General features: G+C 69.8%; 14 protein-coding genes and 1 tRNA gene. 11 read left to right on the plus strand and 4 right to left on the minus strand.

From position 1 onward, the window contains the following. Positions 1-71 precede the first annotated feature (71 nt). Positions 72-1334, minus strand: coding sequence for a transcription termination factor Rho (rho, locus tag ACK4ZD_RS01015; protein ID WP_409657476.1), 1263 nt, complete (start codon positions 1332-1334; stop codon positions 72-74). 258 nt (positions 1335-1592) lie between these two features. Further along, entirely contained in the window at positions 1593-1922 is a 330-nt protein-coding gene (trxA, locus tag ACK4ZD_RS01020; protein ID WP_409657479.1) for a thioredoxin TrxA, read from the minus strand. 123 nt (positions 1923-2045) lie between these two features. Between trxA and ACK4ZD_RS01025 the strand changes: the two genes are divergently transcribed. The 10 genes from ACK4ZD_RS01025 to ACK4ZD_RS01070 all read left to right on the plus strand — a co-directional run bounded on the left by ACK4ZD_RS01025 (position 2046) and on the right by ACK4ZD_RS01070 (position 18413). Continuing rightward, positions 2046-4667 carry a PD-(D/E)XK nuclease family protein gene (locus tag ACK4ZD_RS01025; protein ID WP_409657482.1) on the plus strand — a complete coding sequence of 874 codons (2622 nt, stop codon included), beginning with the start codon at positions 2046-2048 and terminating at the stop codon, positions 4665-4667. Continuing rightward, a complete protein-coding gene (locus tag ACK4ZD_RS01030) occupies positions 4664-7975 on the plus strand; it encodes a UvrD-helicase domain-containing protein (RefSeq protein ID WP_409657485.1) in 3312 nt (1103 codons plus the stop codon). The genes ACK4ZD_RS01025 and ACK4ZD_RS01030 overlap by 4 nt, the downstream gene beginning before the upstream one ends. Positions 7976-8060: 85 nt before the next feature. After that, positions 8061-10466 carry a protein kinase domain-containing protein gene (locus ACK4ZD_RS01035; protein WP_409657488.1) on the plus strand — a complete coding sequence of 802 codons (2406 nt, stop codon included), beginning with the start codon at positions 8061-8063 and terminating at the stop codon, positions 10464-10466. 116 nt (positions 10467-10582) lie between these two features. Next, positions 10583-12865: a serine/threonine-protein kinase gene (locus ACK4ZD_RS01040; RefSeq protein WP_409657492.1), complete on the plus strand. Its 2283-nt coding sequence runs from the start codon at positions 10583-10585 to the stop codon at positions 12863-12865. Positions 12866-12905: 40 nt separating this feature from the next. Beyond that, a tRNA-Leu gene (locus ACK4ZD_RS01045) sits at positions 12906-12997 on the plus strand. Positions 12998-13080: 83 nt separating this feature from the next. Then, complete coding sequence (locus ACK4ZD_RS01050; RefSeq protein WP_409657495.1) at positions 13081-14382, plus strand: MFS transporter; 1302 nt, start codon at positions 13081-13083, stop codon at positions 14380-14382. Positions 14383-14411: 29 nt separating this feature from the next. Beyond that, positions 14412-16250 (plus strand): DNA polymerase III subunit gamma/tau, encoded by a 1839-nt coding sequence (gene dnaX, locus ACK4ZD_RS01055; RefSeq protein ID WP_409657498.1) that lies wholly within the window; start codon positions 14412-14414, stop codon positions 16248-16250. Between the two features lie 60 nt (positions 16251-16310). Continuing rightward, positions 16311-16637, plus strand: a complete 327-nt coding sequence (locus tag ACK4ZD_RS01060) for a YbaB/EbfC family nucleoid-associated protein (protein ID WP_409657501.1) — start codon at positions 16311-16313, stop codon at positions 16635-16637. An 18-nt stretch (positions 16638-16655) separates the two neighbouring features. Beyond that, entirely contained in the window at positions 16656-17243 is a 588-nt protein-coding gene (recR, locus tag ACK4ZD_RS01065) for a recombination mediator RecR (RefSeq protein WP_409657504.1), read from the plus strand. A gap of 87 nt (positions 17244-17330) precedes the next feature. After that, positions 17331-18413, plus strand: coding sequence for an ABC transporter substrate-binding protein (locus tag ACK4ZD_RS01070; protein ID WP_409657507.1), 1083 nt, complete (start codon positions 17331-17333; stop codon positions 18411-18413). Here ACK4ZD_RS01070 and ACK4ZD_RS01075 read toward each other — a convergent pair. Then, complete coding sequence (locus ACK4ZD_RS01075; protein ID WP_409657510.1) at positions 18394-20013, minus strand: transglycosylase SLT domain-containing protein; 1620 nt, start codon at positions 20011-20013, stop codon at positions 18394-18396. The two genes, ACK4ZD_RS01070 and ACK4ZD_RS01075, sit on opposite strands and share 20 nt — an antisense overlap. Further along, positions 20010-20780 (minus strand): hydroxyacylglutathione hydrolase, encoded by a 771-nt coding sequence (gloB, locus tag ACK4ZD_RS01080; protein ID WP_409657513.1) that lies wholly within the window; start codon positions 20778-20780, stop codon positions 20010-20012. The genes ACK4ZD_RS01075 and gloB overlap by 4 nt, the downstream gene beginning before the upstream one ends. On the opposite strand from gloB, the gene ACK4ZD_RS01085 reads away from it, so the two are divergent. Then, positions 20779-21645 carry a class I SAM-dependent methyltransferase gene (locus ACK4ZD_RS01085; RefSeq protein ID WP_409657516.1) on the plus strand — a complete coding sequence of 289 codons (867 nt, stop codon included), beginning with the start codon at positions 20779-20781 and terminating at the stop codon, positions 21643-21645. The genes gloB and ACK4ZD_RS01085 overlap by 2 nt on opposite strands. Positions 21646-21650 lie beyond the last annotated feature (5 nt).

Here is a 21650-nt window from a genome sequence, read left to right on the forward strand (position 1 = left end):
CCGCGGTCTCGCAGAGCTCGACCGGTTCGTCGGGCGCGGAACAGCCCGCAGGGGCTGTTCCTGGTCCCGACTCACCCCCCTCGACGCATCATGTCGAAGAAGTCGTGGTTGTTCTTGGTGGACTTCATCTTGTCGAGGATGAACTCCATCGCCTCGATCTCGTCCATCGGGTAGAGCAGCTTGCGCAGGATCCAGGTCTTTTGCAGGATCTCAGGCTTGAGCAGCAGCTCCTCGCGGCGGGTGCCCGATTTGTTCAGCAGGATGGAGGGGTAGACGCGTTTTTCGGCCATGCGGCGGTCCAGGTGGATCTCGCAATTGCCGGTGCCCTTGAACTCTTCGTAGATCACCTCGTCCATCCGGCTGCCGGTGTCGATGAGCGCCGTGCCAATGATGGTGAGCGAGCCGCCTTCTTCGATGTTGCGCGCCGCGCCGAAGAAGCGCTTAGGCCGCTGCAGGGCGTTGGCGTCCACGCCGCCGGTGAGTACCTTGCCTGATGAGGGCAGCACGTTGTTGTAGGCACGCGCCAGGCGGGTGATGGAGTCCAGCAGGATCACCACGTCCTTTTTCAGCTCGACCAGGCGCTTGGCCCGTTCGATGACCATCTCGGCCACTTGCACGTGGCGGGCGGCGGGCTCGTCGAAGGTGGAGCTGATGACCTCGCCGCGCACGGTGCGCTGCATTTCGGTCACCTCCTCGGGGCGCTCGTCCACGAGCAGCACGATGAGGTAGACATCGGGGTAGTTGGCCGTGATGGCGTGAGCCAGATGCTGCATCATCACCGTCTTGCCGCTCTTGGGCGGCGCCACCAGCAGGGCCCGCTGGCCTTTGCCGATCGGGGCGATGAGGTCGATGATGCGGCTGGTGATGTTCTCGTCCGACCGGATGTCGCGTTCGAGCTTGAACTGCTCTTTCGGGAAGAGCGGCGTCAAGTTCTCGAACATGATTTTGTGTTTGTTCTCCTCGGGGGTGAGACCGTTGACCCGGTCCACCTTCACCAGGGCGAAATAGCGTTCACCGTCCTTGGGTGTGCGCACCTCTCCCTCGATCATGTCGCCAGTGTGCAGGTTGAACCGGCGGATCTGGCTGGGCGAGAGGTAGATGTCGTCCGTGCTGGCCAGGAAGCTGGTCTCGGGCGAGCGCAGGAAGCCGAAGCCGTCGGGCAGCACTTCCAGTACGCCGTCGCCGAAAACCTGCTCGCCCTGCTTGGCGCGCTTTTTCATGATCGCGAACATCAGCTCCTGCTTGCGCATGCGGCTGGTGTTCTCGATCTCCAGCGACTCGGCCATCTTGATGAGCTCCGAGACGTGCAGGACTTTGAGTTCTGAAAGGTGCATGGGTGGGAACCCTGGTCGGTGTGGTGTCGAAACTGGAGGAGCCAAGGGCCCGGCGAGGCGGCTGCGATGCCGGTGGGACATGCAGTCCTGTCAGCCTGGACCGGCCATCACCCGCAACGTTCGCGGATGCTGAGTCTGGGAAGGGTGGTGAGCCGAAACTGGGCGCCGACGATTTGGCGCAGCGGCGTGTTCAGCGACCTATTGCCCGTTGAGCTGCGCCGGGCTTGTGGCTCCGGCGTCAGCCAAATTTGGCGCTGATTATAGATGCCCGTCGACGAAGGCCGTCAACTGGGCCTTGGACAGGGCGCCGACTTTGGTGCCGGCGAGTTGGCCGCCTTTGAAGAGCATCAGGGTGGGAATGCCGCGGATGCCGAACTTGGCAGGCACTTCCCGGTTCTCGTCGACGTTCATCTTGGCGATTTGCAGCCGGCCGTCGTAGTCCTTGGCCACCTCGTCCAGGATGGGGGCGATCATCTTGCATGGGCCGCACCATTCGGCCCAGTAGTCCACCAGCACAGGCTTGTCCGCCTGCAGCACGTCGGCGTCGAAGGACGCATCCGAGACGTGTTTGATCAGCTCGCTGCTCATTGTTCAATCCTCGTGTGCGCCGGGCGACGACGCCCAGCAAGGCACAATGATTTTGGCACAAAGCGTGTCGGCCCTTTTTCGAGCATGTCTTCCTCGACCTTCACTTTGTTTGAGCGGCGTTGCTTGTCGCAGCCGTCCGAGTCCTGGACGGCGGTGGCGTTGGAGTTGCAGGATTTCGTCCGCCGCCATGGTTTGGTGGCGCGTGATCTCTGGGTGATCGTGCCTTTTGCGCAACACCTGCCTCTGGCGCGCGAGGCTTGGGCTCGGCACGCAGGGGCAGGCTGGATGCCCCGTTTCGAGACCACCGAGACGCTGGCGGGCGCACTGGATCCCCTGAGGGCCGTGCCGGAGGAGGCGCCCACTGGCGACGCGGTGGTCGACCGTTTGATGGCCGCGCAGTTGCTGGCGCGGCAGGGTTGGGCGCAGCGGGTCGCTCGAGACGATCCGGCCATGTTCCGGCACTGGGTACGGCTGCTCGTGGACACCACCCATCAACTGATGGAGGGGGCTGCCCGCCTGTCTCCCGATCTGCGCGAGGCCTGGTGGGTGAAGGTGCAGGAACGGCTGGGCGTCCGGGTGGACGCCCAGGTGAGCGCCGGCGAGGTGGAGGGGGCGCTGGCCCGCGTGGCCTGGGCCTGGGCGCGTCAGCGCGATAGTGCTTCCACAGACGGGCTGTTCCGGGCGACCCCGGGGGCCTGGGCGGTGGTGCAGGCCGGTCCGGCGGATCGGCTGATGGAGTCGGTGGTGGCGCAGTTCCCCGGGCCGGTGCTGTGGCTGGACTTGAACTGCCCCCCCTCGCTGGTCGCGGACGTCTCGGCGCCTGGGGCGCCCTCTTTGACGGTTTGCCAGGACGCCGAGGAGGAGGCCCAGGTGGCCGCCGCCCGGATCTTGCGCCACGTGGCCGACGGGGAGGTGCCGGTCGCCTTGGTGGCACAGGATCGAGGGCTGGTGCGTCGTATTCGGGCCTTGCTGGATCGCGAGCAGGTGGGCATTCATGACGAGACGGGCTGGAAGCTGTCCACCACCCGGGCTGGCGCCTGTGTGATGGGGTTGCTGCGGCTGAGCGGCCCGCGCGCGGCCACCGAGGAGCTGCTGGACTGGCTCAAGAGTGGCTTCGTGGACCTGCCGGGACAGGGGGCGGTGGTGCCGGTGCTGGAGGCCGCCCTGCGCCGACAGCAGGCGGCCTGGGTGGCGCAGGTGCGGGTGCAGGCGTTGCCTGATGCGGCCCTGGCGCTGTGGCGGGCCTGGACCGAGGCCTGCAGGCCGTTGGGGCGGCTGTCGCGTGCCAGCCTGGCGCAATGGCAGCAGGCGCTCGCACAGGGACTGCGGCAATGCGGGGCCTGGGAGCGCCTGCAGCTCGATCCGGCCGGGGCCCAGCTGCTGCAGGCCTTGCGTCTGCCGGAGGGGGCTGCGGCGCCGGGGCCGTACGGCCGGCAGGCAGGGCGGCTCGAATTGGACCGGGCCGATCACTTGGCTTGGGTGGACGAGGTGCTGGAATCCGTGTCGTTTCGGCCGGCGCCGGCCGAGCCGGTGGAGGTGGTGATCGCGCCCCTGCCGCGCTGCCTGCTGCGACCCTTCGCCGCGGTGGTTCTGCCGGGCTGTGACCACACCCACCTGGGCGCCCCGGCGGCCGTCGGGGGGTGTTTGAGCGAGGCCGAACGGCGCGACTTGGGCTTGCCCACCCGCGAGGAGGCTTGGCAGCGTGAGCGCGTGGCGCTGAACCATGTGCTCTCGCATCCGCGGTTGAGCCTGTCGTGGCGGCGCAGCCACCAGGGAGAGCCGTTGCAGGTCTCGCCGCTGCTGGAGCCCGTGCGCCTGGCGCTGCGCCGCGCGGGGCGCGACTGGTCGATGGCGCCGCAGGCGCGGGTGCCGCAGGCCCTGCCGGTCTGCCCTGTGGGGCCCACGCAGCCGTCAGCGCCTGCGCTTGTGCCGGCTCAGGTGAGCGCCACGGCCTACGAGGCTTTGCGGGTCTGCCCTTATCGTTTCTTTGCCTTGCGCATGCTGGGCCTGGAGGAGGTGGAGGTGCTCGACGACGAGCCCGACCGTCGTGACCAGGGCCTCTGGCTGCACGCGGTGCTGCACGCCTTCCACACGACGCGGTCGTCGCCGGTCGGTGATCGGCAGGCCGATGTCGACTGCCTGCTGACGATCGGCCGGGCACAGCGCGAGGTGCTGGGGCTGGACGAGGCGGCCTTTCTTGCCGAGTGGCTGCAGTTCGAGCGGCTGGCGCCTGCCTATGTCGATTGGCTGCGCGACCAGGAGGTCCAGGGCTGGCGCTTCGAGCGCGCAGAGTGGCCCGTTTCGGTGCCAGGGGTGGGGGCGGTGGGCATGCGGGGGGTGCTGGACCGGGTGGACCGGCTTTCTCAGGGAGAGGGGCGCCCGGTTCGCGCCCGGCTGATCGATTACAAAACCTCCTCGGCAGAGAGTCTTCGCATGCGTGTGCGCCAGCCGCTGGAAGACACCCAACTGGCCTTTTATGCGGCGTTGTGGGAAGACGCCGGCGAGGACGCTCAAGAGTTGGAAGCCGGTTATCTGGCATTGGAGGTGCCGGTGCGATGGATCGAGCATCCACGGGTGGCTGACAGCGCAGCCGCCTTGAGGACCGGGCTGGCCGAAGATCTCGGCCGCCTGGCGCAGGGCGCACCGCTGCCGCCCTTGGGCGATGGTCCGGCGTGCATGCACTGCGCGGCAGCAGGCCTGTGCCGCAAGGATCACTGGGCCGCGGTGGCGAGGGAGGTGGCATGAACGAGGCATCGGGGCACGCCGGCGCAGCGGCCTACCGCATCGATGGGCATCTGGTCAGCCGCGAGGCGTTCTACGCCCAGGCCTGCGATCCGAGACGCAGCGTGGTCGTGGAGGCCTGTGCTGGCGCGGGCAAGACCTGGATGCTGGTGTCACGCATTTTGCGTGCGCTGCTCGAGGGCGTGCCGGCGCGCGAGATCCTGGCCATCACGTTCACGAAAAAGGCCGCTGGAGAGATGCGTGCGCGCCTGATGGAGTGGTTGGCAGACCTGGCGCTGGCCGACGACGACGCACGGGTGTCGGCGCTTGTGGAGCGGGGCTTGAGCCCGCAGGAGGCGCGCAGGCAGGCGCCGGTGCTGGCGGGGCTGTATGAGCGGTTGCTGACAGCGGGCGAGCAGGTGGAGGTGCGCACTTTCCATGCCTGGTTCGCTCAGCTCATGCGCGCCGCACCGCTGCAGGTGATCGAGCGGCTGGGCTTGGTGCCTGAGGCTCAGTTGCTGGAGGACAGCGCCGAGCTGCACGGGCCGACTTGGCGCGAATGGCTGGGCCGTGTGCATCGTGATCCGGCTTTGCGCGAGGATCTCGCTGCTCTGATGCGGGAACATCCCCGGGGGCGCGTGCGCGAGTGGCTGCTGGGGTTGATCGACAAGCGCGTGGAGTTCGAGCTGGCCGATGCCGCCGGCACCCTGGCCGCGAGCGTGCCGCCGGCTGCGCAATGGCGGTCGGTATTTGCCGGGTTGGCGCATCCGGCACAGCGTCTGCGTCATCCGGCGGTCAGCGGTGTGCTGCAGGCCGTGGCCCGTGCGCTGGGGGCTCAGGACAAGGCCACGCCGCGCAAGGCCGCTCAGGCGCTGCAAGAGGCGTTGGCGCTGCCCGACGACGAGGCCGCACTGGCGGCTGCTCGCGCGGCGCTGCTCACCCAGAAGGGCAGCTTGCGCCGACACCTCGAGGCGCCCGGCCTGGACGAGGCCGTGGCATGGCTGGACGAGATCCAGCAGGGTGTGGAGCAGGAGCGCGCTCACCAGGAGCACCAGCGGCTGGTGCGCCTAGGGCGTTTGCTGCTCGAGGCCTATCGATCGGTGAAGCGGCACCGGGGCCTGGCCGACATGGCCGACTTGGAGCGCTGCGCGCTGACCTTGCTGAGCGACGGGGGGCTGGGAGCCTGGATGCAGGAGCGCTTGGACGCGCGGGTGAGCCAGATCCTGATCGACGAGTTCCAGGACACCAACCCGCTGCAATGGCAGGCCCTGTCTCAGTGGTTGTCGTCCTATGCCGGGGCGGGCGGCGGGGCGAGCGGGCAGCGCGCGCCCGGGGTGTTCATCGTGGGCGATCCCAAGCAGAGCATCTACCGCTTCCGGCGGGCCGAGCCGCGCGTGTTCGAGGCGGCCAAGACCCTGGTGGTGCAAGGCCTGGGCGGCTCGGTGCTGGAGTGCGATCACACCCGCCGCAACGCGAGGGCCGTGATCGAGGCCCTGAATGCCGTGTTCGGGGCGGCGCAGGCCGAAGGGGCCTTCGAAGGTTTTCGGCCTCACACCACCGAGCATCGCGACGATGGGCCCACCGCAAGGGTGCGTGCGCTGCCGCGCATCGAGCGGCCCGAGCGCGAGGTTCGTGCCCCGGCGGCACCGTCGTGGCGCGACAGCCTGACGCAGCCGCGCCACGAGGAGCAGGAGCCCTGGCGGGCCCAGGAGGCGCGAGCCGTGGCCCAGGCCATCGAGCACCTGGTGCGGGTGGATGGGGTGGCGCCGGGAGACATTCAGGTGCTGGCGCGCAGGCGTGCTCCGCTGGGCTGGGTTGCTCAGGCTCTGCGAGAGCGGCAGATCGCCTGCGCCAGCCCCGAGGATCACGCGCTGATGGAGGCGCTGGAGGTGCGCGACCTCGTGGCCCTGCTCGATGTCTTGGTGTCGCCCGGCCACGCCCTGTCGCTGGCCCAGGCGCTGCGCTCGCCGCTGTTCGACGCCGGCGACGACGAGCTCGTCTGGCTGGCGCAGCGCGCCCGGGAGGTCGGGGGCTGGTGGGCGGCGCTGACCGGCGCGGCCGCGTCGGGCGAACCGCCCGGCGAGGCCTTGCGCCGGGCCCGCGCGCTCTTGCCCGGATGGGCCGAGGTGGCCCGCCATTTGCCCCCGCACGATTTGCTCGACCGCATCTACGCCGAAGGCGACGTGCTGGCGCGCTATGCGCGGCGGGTGCCGCCGCAGCTGCGCGAGTCGGTCAGAGGCCACCTGGAGGCCCTGCTGTCGTGGTCGCTCGAACTCGACGGCGGCCGTTATGCCACCCCTCACCAGTTCGTGCAGGCACTGCGCAGGCGTTCGCCCAGCGTGTCCCTGGGCAGCGCGCCCGACGCGGTGCAACTGCTCACCATCCACGGCGCCAAGGGACTGGAGGCCCGCGTGGTTTTCGTGATCGACACCGACCCGGAACGACGCAGCAGTGCCGACCGCCACGACAGCGCCACCGTGTTGGTGGACTGGCCGGCCGGCCAGGCGCGGCCGGGCTGCTTCGCCTTCGTGGCCACCGAGCGGCAGCCGGCACCCAGCCTGGAGCAAGCCATGGCCCTGGAGCGCTTGGCGCGCGCGCGCGAGGAGATGAACGGCCTGTATGTGGCGATGACACGGGCACGCGAGCAGCTCGTGGTCAGTGCCATCGAGCCTCATCTGGGGCAGGAGGGCCCGAGCTGGTGGTCGCGGCTGGCGGCGGTGTGCGAACCCTGGATGCCGCCGTCGCAGGGGGCAGGCGTGTCCGAGGCGCCTGCGGCCGAAGTGCAGATTTGGCGCCTGCCGAGGCTGCAACGCCGCGCACCGCTCGCGGCGGCGGCTGGCGCCGTCGCGCGGCCGGCCGCGGCGCGCCTGGGCGAGGTGGTGCACCGTTGTCTGGAATGGCTGGCCGGTCCGCAGGGGCCGGAGCCGGACCGCGTGGATCTGCTTGCCCAGGCCGCGGCGCAGGCGCTCGGGGCCGACGAGGCCACGGCCCGGGCAGCGGCGGACGTGGTGCGGCGCATGCTCGCCGATGCACGGATCCACGCCTTGCTGGGCGGGCAGCCGCTGGCGTGGGCTGGCAACGAGGTGCCGGTCGTGGCCGATGGGCGCCCTGGCCGTATCGACCGCCTGGTGTTGCACCAGGGTGCAGAAGGGGAGCAATGGTGGGTGCTGGACTACAAGACCGAGTTCCGGCCTGAGACCGACCCGGAGCTGGTGGCGCAACTGGAGCGCTACCGGCGTGCCGTCGAGGCGGGAGACCCGCATCGGCCGGTGCGTGCAGCCTTCATCACCGGCGACGGCCGGCTCGTGGAAGTCGCGCCTGCTGCGAAATAGGCCCGCTTTGGCGGGGTTTGTTCCCCGTTTCGGTCGGGCCATCCGGGTGTCCAATCGGGCATCGTTCGTTCACCCGCGCGCCGGCATGCCGTCTCCCGCCACCGTCCGCCCGCCGGCCCGTACCCTGGGCCGCTATGAATTGCGCCAGCTACTCGGCCAGGGGGGGCAAAGCGCCGTCTGGCGGGCTTTCGACCCACGGCTGGACCGCGACGTGGCCCTCAAGCTGCACCGGGCGCAAGCCAGCGACGGCGAGGCGCTGGCCCAGTGGCTGCACGAGGCCCGCGCGGTGGCACGCCTGACGCATCCCCACATCGTCCCCCTGTTCGAGGCCGATGTTCACGACCGCCACCCCTATCTCGTGTTCGAGCTGGTCGACGGCCCGACGCTGTCGCAGCATCTGCGCGAGCACGGCGCCATGCCAGCGGCCGAGGCGGTGCGCCTGATGCTGGGGGTACTCGACGGTCTCGAGCATGCCCATCGCGCCGGCGTCATCCATCGCGACCTCAAGCCTTCGAACATTCTCCTGGATCGCGACGGCCGCGCGCGCGTGATGGACTTCGGCATCGCGGTGAACCAGCGTCACGGCGCCGTGCAGGAGGCCCTGGTGGGCACGCCGGGTTACATGGCGCCTGAACTGGCCCAGGGCCGCCCTGCGACTGCGCAGGCCGATGTGTTTGCCGCCGGCCTGGTGCTCTACGAAATGCTCGCCGGGTGCCCCGCCGTGCGCGAGCCCGATCCGTACCGGGCCTTGCACCGGCTCACGCACGAGGACGTGGCCCTGCCGGCACAACTGCCCCACCCGGTAGACGACACCCTGCGGGCCATCGTGCACCGGGCCACCGCTCGTGACACCGCGGTGCGTTTTGCCAGCACGGGCGAGATGGCTGAAGCTCTACAGGCCTGGCAGAGCCCGAGGAACGACGGCGGCGAGGCCGCAGGCCACGCCACGCTGGAGTTCTTGATGCGCCGCATGCGCCACAAGAGCGACTTTCCGGCGCTGACAGACGCGGTGGGGCGCATCCAGCGCATCACCGCCTCGGAGCACGAGAGCCTCAACAGCCTGGCCAATGAAATCCTCAAGGATGTGGCGTTGACGAACAAGCTGCTGCGCATCGTCAACTCGGCCCACTTCCGCACGGCCGGCGGCGGCACGATCAGCACCGTGTCGCGCGCTGCCGCCCTGGTGGGCTTTGCCGGGATTCGCAATCTGGCGCTGTCGCTCGTCGTGCTGGAGCACATGCAGGACAAGGCTCATGCGGCCTCGCTGAAGGAGGAGTTCCTGCGCTCGCTGATGGCCGGCAACGTGGCGCGTGAACTGGCGGTCAACGACCGCGAGGCTGAAGAGGCCTTCATCTGCGCTCTGTTCCAGAACCTCGGGCGCACCCTGGCCCAGTTCTACTTTCCTGAGGAGGCCGAGCAGGTCCGCCGCCTCGTGCAGGTCGACCGCGGTGCGGGTCCGGGCGAGGCTCAGGCGGCCGTGCAGGTGCTGGGCCTGAGCTACGAAGCGCTGGGCATTGGCGTCGCGCGCCACTGGGGGTTGCCCGAGACGCTGCAGCGCAGCATGCGCAAGCTGGCGGCCGATGCGCCGCTGAAGAAACCCGACTCCCCGGGCGAGCGACTGCGCTTGCTGGCCTGTGCGGGCAACGATCTGGCCGATGCCGTGCTCCACACGGAGCGTGCCCACCAGGACGACGCGCTGCGGACCGTGGCCGTCCGATACGTTTCCGCGTTGGGCTTGTCGGACCGTGAGGTGCTGGGGGCCGTGCAGCGCTCGCGGGAACGCATGGCCGAGATGGTGCCGGCTATGGACATCCAGGTGCCACCAGGCAGCCGTAGCGAGCGATTGCTGCGCACTCAGGCCGGCACGGCAACGGCCGTTGGAGCCGACGTCGGCCTGGGCGAGCACGATCTCGACACGGCGGTCCTGACGCACGCCGGGGCGCGCGATGCCGCACCCGATCCGGCTGCCGACCAGGCCGCCCAAGTGCTGGCCGCCGGCATCCAGGACGTCAGCAACGCGCTCGTCGAGAACTTCAGGCTCAACGAAGTGCTGCGCATGATCTTGGAGGTGATGTACCGCTCGCTGGCCTTCCAGCGTGTGCTGCTGTGTCTGCGCGATCCCCGCAGTGCCGTGATGAGTGGGCGCTTCGGCTTGGGGCCGGATGCCCCGCAAGTCGCGGCCCAGTTCCGCATCGACCTGGCGCCGTCGGCCACCGATTTGTTCGCCCTGGTGTGCAAAAAGGGGGCCGATACGCTGATCTCCGATGCCACGGCGCCGAGCTTGTCGGCCCGGCTGCCCGACTGGTATCGCCGGCAAGTCCATGCGCCCACCTTCCTGCTGCTGCCGCTCATGCTGCGCCAAGGGGCGCTGGGTCTGATCTATGCCGACAAAGCCCAGGCCGGTGCGATCTCGATCGGCGAGCGTGAGCTCTCGTTGCTGCGCACCCTGCGTAACCAGGCGGTGATGGCGTTCAAGCAATCCTCCTCCTGATCGGGGTGAGGCGGATCGGAAGATGCAGGGCAAACCCCCGGCAGTTCTCCGGCGAGAGGAGGGGGCGACCATGTTGAAATGGGGGCCTGTCGTGCGCCCTTTTCACCTGACTTGATGTGAGCACCATCGATTCCGAGGCCGAAACCGCGTCGCTGGGGCGCTACCACCTGGTGCGCCTGATGACCAGCGACGTCGACAGCGCCTGGTGGCAGGCGCGCGAGGTGGCCGCCGAACGCGACTGGCTGCTCCAGGTCTGGCTGCACCCACCCCTGCCTCGGCTGACGCCGGCCACCTGGCGCGAAGCGACCCGGGCACAGTGTGCGCTGAGCCACCCCAACATCGTGCACGCGGTCGAAGCCCGCATCGAGGCGGACCGGGCTGTGCTCGTGTGCGCGCCGCTGGCCGGTGTGGCGCTCTCGCAATGGTTGGCCGACCACGAGACCATGCCGGTTCGTCAAGCCGTGCTGGTGGCCATTGGCGTGCTCGATGCGTTGTCCCATGCCCATGCCGCCGGTGTGGTGCACGGACATGTGCGTCCTGATGCCGTCTGGCTGGACATCACCGGCCGTGCCTTGCTCGGTGCCTTCGAACCAGACGGACGGGTCATCGATCCGACTCGGCAAGCCACCGCACGCGGGCTGTACCTGGCCCCCGAGGTGGCTGCCGGGCGGCGTGCCGACCCGCGCAGCGACGTCTACGCGGTGGGCTTGCTCCTGTATGAACTTCTCGTGGGGCGCGCGGCGGTGGCGGACCCTCAGCCGCGCCGGGCGCTCGAGATGCTGCAAGTGCAGGAGCTTCGTCTGCCGCAGCGGATCCTGGATCAACCCGCCGAGGCCGGGCTGCGTGCCATCGTGCACTCGGCCCTCGCGCGCGATCCCCTGCAACGCCCGGACAGTGCCCAGGCACTGCGTCAGGCCTTGCAGGACTGGCTCACGCCGGCCTTGCTGGACGGCAGCGGCGACACGCTGGCGCAGCGCACGGTGCAGCGCTTGCTGCTCAGCCTGGCCCATCACGGCGACCTGCCGGTGCAGGCCGAGGCGGTGCGCCGCGTGCGCCGCCTGGCCGGTGCCGAACGGGTGAACCTCGACGAGATCGCGCGGGCCGTGCTCGACGATGCTGCGCTGGCGCACAAGTTGCTGCGCATGACCAACGCCGCCTACTTCAGCTCCGTGGGAGGCGGCAGCATCACGACCGTCTCGCGCAGCATCGCCCTGCTGGGCTTCGAAGCCCTGCGCGACTTGGCAGGCACCTTGCCCCAGCTCGAAGATCTGCGCGACAGTGCCCTGCGCGAGGCACTGGCCGACGAATACGCGCGCTGTCGCGTGGCCGGCCGCATCGCGGCCCGCCTGTGCCCCACGCAGGCCGAGGAAGAGGAAAGCTACATTGCAGCGCTGATGCAGAACCTCGGGCGCGTGCTGGTGCAGCATCACCTGCCTGACGAGGCCGCCCAGGTGCGCCAGCTGGCGCGCAGCCAGGGCCAAAGCGAGGAGCAGGCCGCCCGCGCCGTGCTCGGGTTGACGTTCGAGGATCTCGGAGTGGCCGTGGGGCGCAGCTGGGGCTTGCCTGAAGAATTGCTCCGTGTGATGCGCGCGCCCCGGCCCGGCACCCCTGTGCGCGCCCCGGAGCGGCGTGGCGACTGGTTCCGCCTGCTCGGCGGCGTGGGCAACGTCGTCGCGGGCACGCGCACGCGCGATGCGGCCCGCGAGATTCCCGCCGAGACGGTGCACTGGCTCGACCAGTACGCGGCGGCGCTGGGTCTTCAGACCCAGCAGGTCTGGGACGCTGCCGGCACCGCCGCCCCACCCGTGGCCCTGGCGCGGCGCAGTCCCGCCGCGAGGCCGGCCCGGGCGGGCGCCATCCCGGCTGCCGGCGCCTCGCCGACCCATCCCCTGTCTCAGGCCATCCTCGACATGCGCACCGCGCTGCTTCGCCGCGAGGGACGCGACACTTGTCTGGACATCGCCGGCCAGGCGGTGCTGCGTCATCTCGGCTGCCGCCGTGTGGTGCTGGTGGAACTCGAGCCTGCCAGTGGCTGGTTCCTAGCTCGCAGGGTCTGGGGAGAGGGGGGCGCGTCGCTGAGCGCCCATTTCCGTTTCGCCCGCGACGATGCAGCCGATGCCTTCAGCGCCCTGTGTGCCAAGGGGGCCGACTCCCTCATCCGCGATGCCACCGTGCCCGGCCTCGCAGCCAAGCTGCCGGCCTGGTTCCGCACCCACGTGGCTGCCCCGGCCTTCATGCTATTGCCCATCAGCGATGGCCGGCACACGGCAGCCGCGCTCTATGCTGACCATGCGCAGCCCGACGGCTTCAAACTGTCCGACCGTGACCTGTCGTTGATGCGCAGCCTGCGCGACGAACTTCGCAAGCTCTACGCAGCGCTCCAGCCTCTTGGGGCATGAGCACGCCCAACGGGCCCGGTCCCGTACACTCGCCCCCGGGGCCCCGGTGGCGAAACGGGTAGACGCAGCGGACTTAAAATCCGCCGCCGTCCGAGAGGAGGCGTGCCGGTTCGAGTCCGGCCCGGGGCACCATCGACACGGTCCGTGCGGTCCACACCGCACGCCCAGGCAGGCGGCTCTGGCATCATGCCCGCCACCGTGCACAAGGAGATCCCATGGCGGCCGTGTTCCCCCAGCAAGCCTTGAATGAGGGTGTGCGCAAGCGCGAGGTGTTCGGGTGGGCGATGTACGACTTCGCCAACTCGGGTTACACCACGGTCGTCCTCACGGCCGTGTTCAATGCCTACTTCGTGGGCGTGGTGGCCGAGGGGGCGCAATGGGCCACGCTGGCCTGGACGGCCTCGCTGTCGGCCTCGTGCCTTCTGGTGATGCTCACTGCCCCCACCATCGGTGCCTACGCCGATCTGCGTGCGGCCAAGAAGCGACTGTTGGCCTTCACGACCGCCGGCTGCGTGCTGACCACTCTGGCGCTGGCGCTGGTGGGCCGCGGCGACGTGACACTGGCCGTGGTGGCCATCATCCTTTCCAACAGCTTTTATGCCTACGGCGAATCGCTGATCGCGTCCTTTCTGCCCGAACTGGCCCGCCAGCATGCGCTGGGCCGCGTTTCGGGCTGGGGCTGGAGCTTCGGCTACTTCGGCGGCATGCTCTCGCTGGGCCTGAGCCTGGCTTATGTGCTGTGGGCCCAGGCCCAGGGGCTGCCTGCCACCCACTTCGTGCCGGTCACGATGGTGATCACCGCGACGGTGTACGGTGTGGCCTCGCTGGTCACCTTCGCCTTGTTGAAGGAACGGGCCGTGCCCCAGCCTCAGGCCTTGAGGGAGCGGGGGCTGCGCGCCTCGATCGATCGCCTGTGGCAGACCTGGCATCGCGCGCGCCGTTATCGCGACTTCACCTGGTTGCTGGCGTGTACCACCAGCTACCAGGCCGGCATCGCCGTGGTGATTGCGCTGGCGGCCGTCTATGCCGAGCAGGTGCTGGGCTTCCAGCAGCAGCAGACCATGGCCCTGGTCTTTCTCGTCAACATCGCTTCGGCCCTTGGCGCTTTCGGCTTCGGCTACCTGCAAGACCGCCTGGGTCACAAAGGCTCGCTCGCGCTCACGCTGGTGGGCTGGATCGCGATGGTGGTGCTGGCCTACCTGGCCACGTCGGCCGCGTTGTTCTGGGCCGCCGCCGTCATCGCCGGCCTGTGCATGGGCTCCAGCCAGTCGGCCGGGCGTGCACTGGCCGGCCTGTTTGCGCCGCAGAAACACCTGGCGGAGTTCTTCGGCCTGTGGACCTTTGCGGTACGGTTGGCCGCCATCGTGGGGCCCATCACCTACGGTCTCGTGACGTGGTGGACGGCCGGCAACCACCGGCTGGCCATCGTCTCCACAGGGCTGTTTTTCGTGGCGGGGCTGCTGCTGCTGCGGCCGGTGGACATCGAGCGCGGCCGGGAGGCAGCCCGGCAAGGCTGAGGCCATCAGCCCCCCGTAGAATCCGCCCCATGAGTTACCTCGTCCTGGCCCGGAAGTACCGCCCACGCACCTTCGAGCAGATGGTGGGCCAGGCCCATGTGGTGCAGGCCCTGTCCAATGCGCTGACACAGCAGCGACTGCACCATGCCTATCTGTTCACCGGCACGCGCGGTGTGGGCAAGACCACGGTCTCGCGCATCCTGGCCAAGTCGCTCAATTGCATGGGCCCGGACGGGCAGGGCGGCGTGACCGCCAAGCCCTGCGGCGTGTGCCAGGCCTGCAGGGACATCGATGCGGGACGTTTCGTCGACTATGTCGAACTCGATGCGGCCTCCAATCGGGGCGTGGACGAGATCTCCCAATTGCTCGATCAAGCCGTCTACAAGCCGGTGGTGGGGCGCTTCAAGGTCTACATGATCGACGAAGTACACATGCTCTCCAACCACGCCTTCAACGCGATGCTGAAGACGCTGGAGGAGCCCCCGGAATACCTGAAGTTCGTGCTGGCCACGACCGACCCCCAAAAAGTGCCTCCCACGGTGCTGTCGCGCTGCCTGCAGTTCAACCTGCGCCCGATGGCTCCGCAGACCGTGCTGGAGCATCTGCAGCAGGTGCTCGCTGCCGAAGGCATCGAGGCCGAACCGGGCGCACTGCGTCTTCTGGCGCGGGCTGCGCGCGGCTCGATGCGCGATGCGCTGTCGCTGACCGACCAGGCCATCGCCTACGGCTCGGGCATCCTTGCTGAAGCTGGCGTGCGGCAGATGCTGGGCGCGGTCGATCGCGGCCACGTGTACCGTCTGATCGAAGCGCTGGCCGCCGGCGATGGACCGGCGCTGCTGGCGATCACCGACGGGATGCGATTGCAGGGCCTGTCACCCTCCGGCGCCCTGGAGGAGATGGCCGGGGTACTGCAGGAACTGGCGGTTCGCCAGGTGGTGCCGCAGGCGGGCACGACCGACGATCCCGACGACGCCACCTTGCAGGCCCTGGCCGCTGCCCTGCCGCCCGAAGACACTCAGTTGCTCTACAGCATCGCGCTGCAGGGGCGCCACGAGCTGGGCCTGGCCGCCGACGAGTACGGGGCCCTGACGATGGCCCTGCTGCGCATGCTGGCCTTCCGCCCCGCTGTGCCAGGTGCAGCACGACCGGCGTCGGCGCCCTTGCAGCGCAGTCCGGCCGCCACGGCACGCACCAGCGTGCCACCGCGTGCGGCACCGCTTGCCCCGAAGCCAGCTGTCCCCGCCCCGCCGCCGACACGCTCGGCACCGCCGCAAGGGCGCGCGCCCGGGGTGGCAGCGCCCCGGGTTGCGGCCGCTGCGGTGGCGCAGGCCCACGGCACGCCGCCTTGGGAGGAGGAGGTGCCGGCGGCCCTTCACCCTTCTGAGGAGGGGACACCGCCCCGGCCCGAGCGTGACGAGACCTGCGCACCCGCGGCCGCACCCGCCGCGGCGACCCCGGTGGCCACCACGCCGCTGGGAGACCGTTGGCAGTCGCTGGTGCAGCAGATGATCGACCGGGGCCTGGTGACGGCCCTGGTGCGCGAGCTGGCCCTGCAGGCGCAATGCCTCGCGGTGGACGAATCGGTTCAGCCGGCGCGCTGGCAGCTCCAAGTCGAACGCGAGACCCTCGCATCGGCCCCGGCACGCTCCCGGCTGCAAGCGGCGGTGTCGGAAGTGTTGGGCCAGGCGGTGGTGCTGGATCTGTCGGTGGGCCCCACGGAGGACACGCCCGCCCGCCGGGAGGCCCAGGCGAAGGCGATGCGCCAGCAGGCGGCCGAGGCGGCGATACTCAACGACCCGTATGTGGTGTCGCTGATGCAGGAATTCAGCACGGCGCGTGTCGTGCCCGGCTCGATCAGGCCGTTGTGACCCTTCGGCGGTGCCGGCCGGCGCCGGGCCGCCTCGTTTTCCCCAGGAAAGGACCGACCCATGCTCAAAGGACAACTCGCAGGCCTGATGAAGCAGGCTCAGGCGATGCAGGACAACCTGCGCAAAGCGCAGGAGGAACTGGCGCACACCGAGGTGGAAGGCCAGTCCGGTGCCGGCCTGGTGAAGGTGCAGATGACCTGCCGGCACGACGTGCGCCGCGTGAGCATCGACCCCAGCCTGCTGGCCGACGACAAGGACATGCTGGAAGACCTGGTGGCCGCCGCGTTCAACGATGCGGTGCGTCGGGCCGAGGAGGTGAGCCAGGAGAAGATGGGCAAGCTCACCGCCGGCATGCCGTTGCCGCCCGGCATGAAGTTCCCCTTCTGACCCGTCGTCGCGCCGGCCATGGCCACACGCGCGCTGGACGAACTGGTCGAGGCTTTGCGCCGCTTGCCCGGCGTGGGGCCGAAATCGGCTGCGCGCATGGCCTACCACCTGCTGCAGCACGACCGCGACGGTGCACACCGGCTGTCGCAGGCTCTGCGAGCCGCGATGGACGCAGTGCGCCACTGCCGGCGGTGCAACACCTTCACGGAAGACGAGATCTGCGACACCTGCCGGGATCCGCTGCGCGACGCCAGCCTGCTGTGCGTCGTCGAGACCCCTGCCGACCTGGCCGCCATCGAGCGCACGGGCAGCTACCGTGGACTGTATTTCGTGCTCCAGGGCAAGCTCAGCCCGCTTGACGGCGTGGGTCCGCGCGACATCGGCCTGTCAAAGTTGTATCAACGTGTCACCGATGGGCCGGTGAGGGAGGTCATCCTCGCCACCAACTTCACGGCCGAGGGCGAGGCCACGGCCCATGTGCTCGGCGAGGCCCTGAGGGCCCGGCATCTGACGGTAACGCGCTTGGCCCGCGGCGTGCCGGCCGGCAGCGAGCTCGAGTACGTCGACCTGGGCACGATCGCCCACGCCCTGGTCGATCGACGCTGAGGGGCCCTGGGGCCGGGTTCCCGCGGACTTTCCCTGACAGGACCCGTCCGGATGGGAGGGCGCAGCCACCTTGCCTAAGGTGGAGGCATGGCCCAGCCTCGCCTTTCTTCCTTCTGGCCTCCTGGGGTGTCCCGCCGGCGCTGGCTCGCGCGAGTGGCGGCAGGGGCTGCCTGGCTGGCCGGCCCGGCGGTCCTGGCCCAGCGGCCCCGCCAGCAGCGCCGGGTGACGATCGGACTGACGCGGGAGGAATCGCTCTTCCACCTCCCGCTCACCGTGGCCGGGCAGCTCGGCTACTTCACCGACGAGGGCTTGGACGTGCGCCTGATCGGCCTGGGCACGATGTCGGCCCTGGCCCAGGCGCTGCGACAGGGGCGTGTGGACGTGGTGTCGGCCTCGTACGTGCATCTCATCCTGCAGCGGCTTCACGAACGGCCCTGGCAGTCCTTCGTGCTGATGGGCCGGGCACCGATGGTGGCCATGGGTGTGTCGACACGGCAGTTGCCGCAGTTCGAGCATGTCTCGCAACTGCGCGGCCAGTGCATCGGCGTGGCGACCGAGGGGCCGTTGAGCCGTCTGCTGGCCCAGGCCTTGCTGGCCAAGGCCGGTCTCAGTCCGGCCGAGGTGCAATGGCTCGAACTGCCGGGCAGCGGGCCGGAGCCATTGGCTTGGCGCCAGGGCCGGATCCAGGCGCTCAGTCATGCCGATCCGATCATGACGCAGCTCGAATTGCGTGGCGAGCTGCGCCTGCTTGCCGATGCCCGGACCCTGCGGGGGGCGGCCGACGTCTTCGACGGCCCGCTGCCTTCGACCTGCCTGTTCGCGCACAGCGCCTACGTGGCATCGCGCTCGGACCTCGTGCACGGCCTCACGCAGGCCGTACTGAGGGCCTTGCGCTGGCTGCAGACGGCCGCGCCGGCGGACCTCCTGACCACCGTGCCGCCCTCGCACGCTCTGGGGGACCGCGCGCTGTACCTGGCGGCCTTCTTCCGGGTGCGCGAGGCTTATTCGCCTGACGGGTTGCTGGAGGACGAGGCGGCGCGCAATGCCTGGCGGTTGGTGCAGGGGCTGGAGGGCGTGGGGCCGCTGCCGGGCTGGGCCGGATCGATGGCCGCGACCCACACCAACGCCTTCGTGCTCCGGGCGCGGCGCGTCACTGGCGCGCCACCTTGACCGGCTGCTTGGCGCGTGGGGAGGCTTTGGCCTGCGCGGTGGGCCGCTTGGCCGCCGGGGCCTTTGCTTGTGTGCGGGTCACCGGCTTCTTGGCTGCCGTCTGCTGGACGGCACGGGTGTAAACCACCACCCGCTGGCCGCGGGTGAAGCGGCTGGTGGGGCTCACGTTGTTCCAGGCCGCCACATCGGTGGCGGACACGCGGTAGCGGCGGGCGATGCTGGCCACGCTGTCTTTGCTATTGGCCCGAATGACGATGCGCTTGCCCGGAGGGCGCACGGGCGCAAGGGCCAGAGTGGCGTTGTCGGCGATATGACCTGCCACGTCATGCCGGTGCTTGCGTTCGTTGCGCGGCACGAGCAGCGTCGAGCCGGCCTTGACCATCATGCGCGGGGGGATCTTGTTCACCGCGCGCAACTGTGCCTCGCTCATGCCCACCTCGCGTGCGATCTCGGCTGGCGACTGTGTACGTGGCGCGACCCAGGCAGTCCAACTGGCCAGCGGGCCTTCGTGCTGGGCGAGGTTGCGAATGAACCGCTTGGCATTGTCGTAGGGCAGCAGGATCTGCGGCACCCCGGCGGCCAGGATCACGGGTTTGTTGAGCTGGGGGTTCAGGGCCATGAACTCGGTGCGCTCCAGGCCGGCGAGCGAGACGGCCAGATCCACGTCGATGTCGCGCTGGATCTCCACCGTGAGGAAATAGGGGTGGTTCTCGATGGGCGTGAGCGACAGGCCGAAGGCCTCGGGGCGGGCGACGATGTTCTTGATGGCCTGCAGCTTCGGGACGTAGTAGCGCGTCTCCGTCGGCATGCGCAGGCTCTCGTAGTCGGTGGGGCGGCCTTGCTGGCGGTTGCGCGCGATCGCACGCTGCACGCTGCCTTCGCCCCAGTTGTAGGCTGCCAGGGCCAGGTGCCAGTCACCGAACATGCCGTGCAGGCGCGTCAGGTAGTCGAGCGCCGCCCGGGTGGAGGCCAGCACGTCGCGCCGTTCGTCGCGGAAGATGTTTTGCTTGAGATCGTAGTGGCGGCCCGTGGACGGGATGAACTGCCACATCCCCGAGGCGCGGGCACTCGACAGGGCCTGCGGGTTGAAGGCGCTTTCGATGAAGGGCAGCAGTGCCAGCTCGGTGGGCAGGCCGCGGCGCTGCACCTCCTCGACGATATGGAAGAGGTAGCGGCTGGCCCGCTCGGTCATGCGCTGCATGTAGTCCGGGCGGGCGGCATAGTAGCGCTCGCGGTTGCGCACCAGTTCGTTGTCCAGGTCGGGGATCGCGAAGCCTTCGCGAATGCGCTCCCACAGGTCGCGCGAGGCCACCTCGTCGGGGACGTCGCCCACGTCGGCCGCGGTGCTGGGGCCGTGGGTGTCGGGCACGATCACGGCCGCGGCGGGCTGTGGGGCCGCAACGGGCACGGACGGCAAGGGCGCCGCCGCGACCGGCACGGCCTCGGCTGGCGCCACCGAGGCCGGCGCCGCGGAGGCAAGCGCTTCGACCGGGGCCGGGGAGGGCGCGGGCAGGCTGGCGCAACCGGCCAGGCCCAGCAGGACCAGCGACACCAGCGTGCCGACGCGGCGGGGCGGGCGGAAAGGCAGTGCAGAGATCATCGGAATTCGTTCTTCCATTCGCGCAAAGCGGCTAGGACGGCCACGGCATCGTCGGCCGCGGCGTGACGGCGCCGGGCCGCGGCCACGACCTCGGGCTCGCGGCAGCGCAGGAAGGGGTTGATGGCGCGCTCGCGCGCGATGGTGCTGGGCAGGGTGGGGTGACCGCGCCCGCGCAGGGCCTCGCAGTGACGCAGGTGCTCGGCCAGCGCGGCGTTGCCCGGTTCGACGGCCTGCGCGAAGCGCAGATTGCCCAGCGTGTACTCGTGGGCGCAGCACACCCTGGTGGCGCCCGGCAGCGCTGCAAGCCGCGCCAGCGAGGCGCTCATCTGCGCGGGCGTGCCTTCGAACAGACGGCCGCATCCGGCCGAGAACAGCGTGTCGCCACAGAAGAGCAGGGGGCTGTCGCCCACGCGCGGGCTCCAGTAGGCGATGTGCCCGGCCGTGTGTCCGGGCACGTCGATCACCTCGAAGTCCAGCCCGTTCCAGTGCACCCGGGCGCCGTCGGACAGGGGGGTGTAGGGCGGCGGGATGGCCTCGCGCGCGGGGCCATAGACCGGGCCGTGCAGCACGCTACGCAAGGCCTCGATGCCGCCGACATGGTCGCCGTGGTGGTGGGTCACTAGAATGCCGCTCAGCCTCAGGCCATGGGTCTGCAGGGCCTCGATCACCGGCGTTGCTTCGCCCGGATCGACCACCAGGGCTTCGCGGCCATCGTGGAGCATCCAGATGTAGTTGTCGGCGAAGGCGGGTAAGGCAAGCAGTTTCATGAGGCAAGAAGGACGGATTATAGGTTTGGAGGAGTGGCTGCTCACCCCGGCGGGCCGGTACTTGTTGGCGTGGGAACGCGAGCAGGTCGATCGGACCGTGGCGGACCTCTTTGGGTTCCACGCCGTGCAACTGGGTTGGCCTTGTCTGGATGCGCTGCGGCACAACCGCATGCCGCACCGCTGGGTGATGCTCGATCGCCCGCCCGGCAGCGGCCAGGCCGGGCCGCAGACCCTGCTGCACGCACCGCTACCCGAAGGCGATGAGCCGTCCTCCGCGCCGCAGCCCACCGCCCACGCGGTCGTGGCCGATTTCCATGCGCTGCCGTTCGAGACTCAGAGCCTGGACCTGGTGGTGCTGCCGCACAGCCTGGAGCTGGCTGGCGATCCGCATCAGACGCTGCGCGAGGTCGAGCGAGTGCTGGTGCCCGAGGGTAAGGTGGTCATCCTGGGCTTCAACCCGGCCAGCCTGTGGGGCTTGCAGCAGCGCTGCGCGCGTATGGGCATGCGGCTGGGCCTGGGGGCGCCGCCGCTGCCCGAGATGGGCGAGTTCATTGGCTACTGGCGGCTGCGCGACTGGCTGCGGCTGCTCAACTTCGAGATCGAAGGCGGGCGCTTCGGCTGCTACCGCCCGTTGCTGCGCACCCAGTCTTGGCTGGACCGCTACCGCTGGATGGAGCCGGCCGGCGACCGCTGGTGGCCCGTGCTCGGCGCCGTCTACTTCCTGGTGGCGGTCAAGCGGGTGCGCGGCATGCGTCTGATCGGGCCCGCCTGGAAGCAGCGCCAGCGCGCCAAGCCCGCCCCGGCCGTGGTGGCGCGCCGCGAGCGACACCCTCCCTCGAACGCATCCGGTCCGGGCTCGTCCTGACCCCC

Origin of the sequence: Caldimonas sp. (assembly GCF_046291045.1) — a bacterium.
GTDB lineage: Bacteria > Pseudomonadota > Gammaproteobacteria > Burkholderiales > Burkholderiaceae_C > Caldimonas.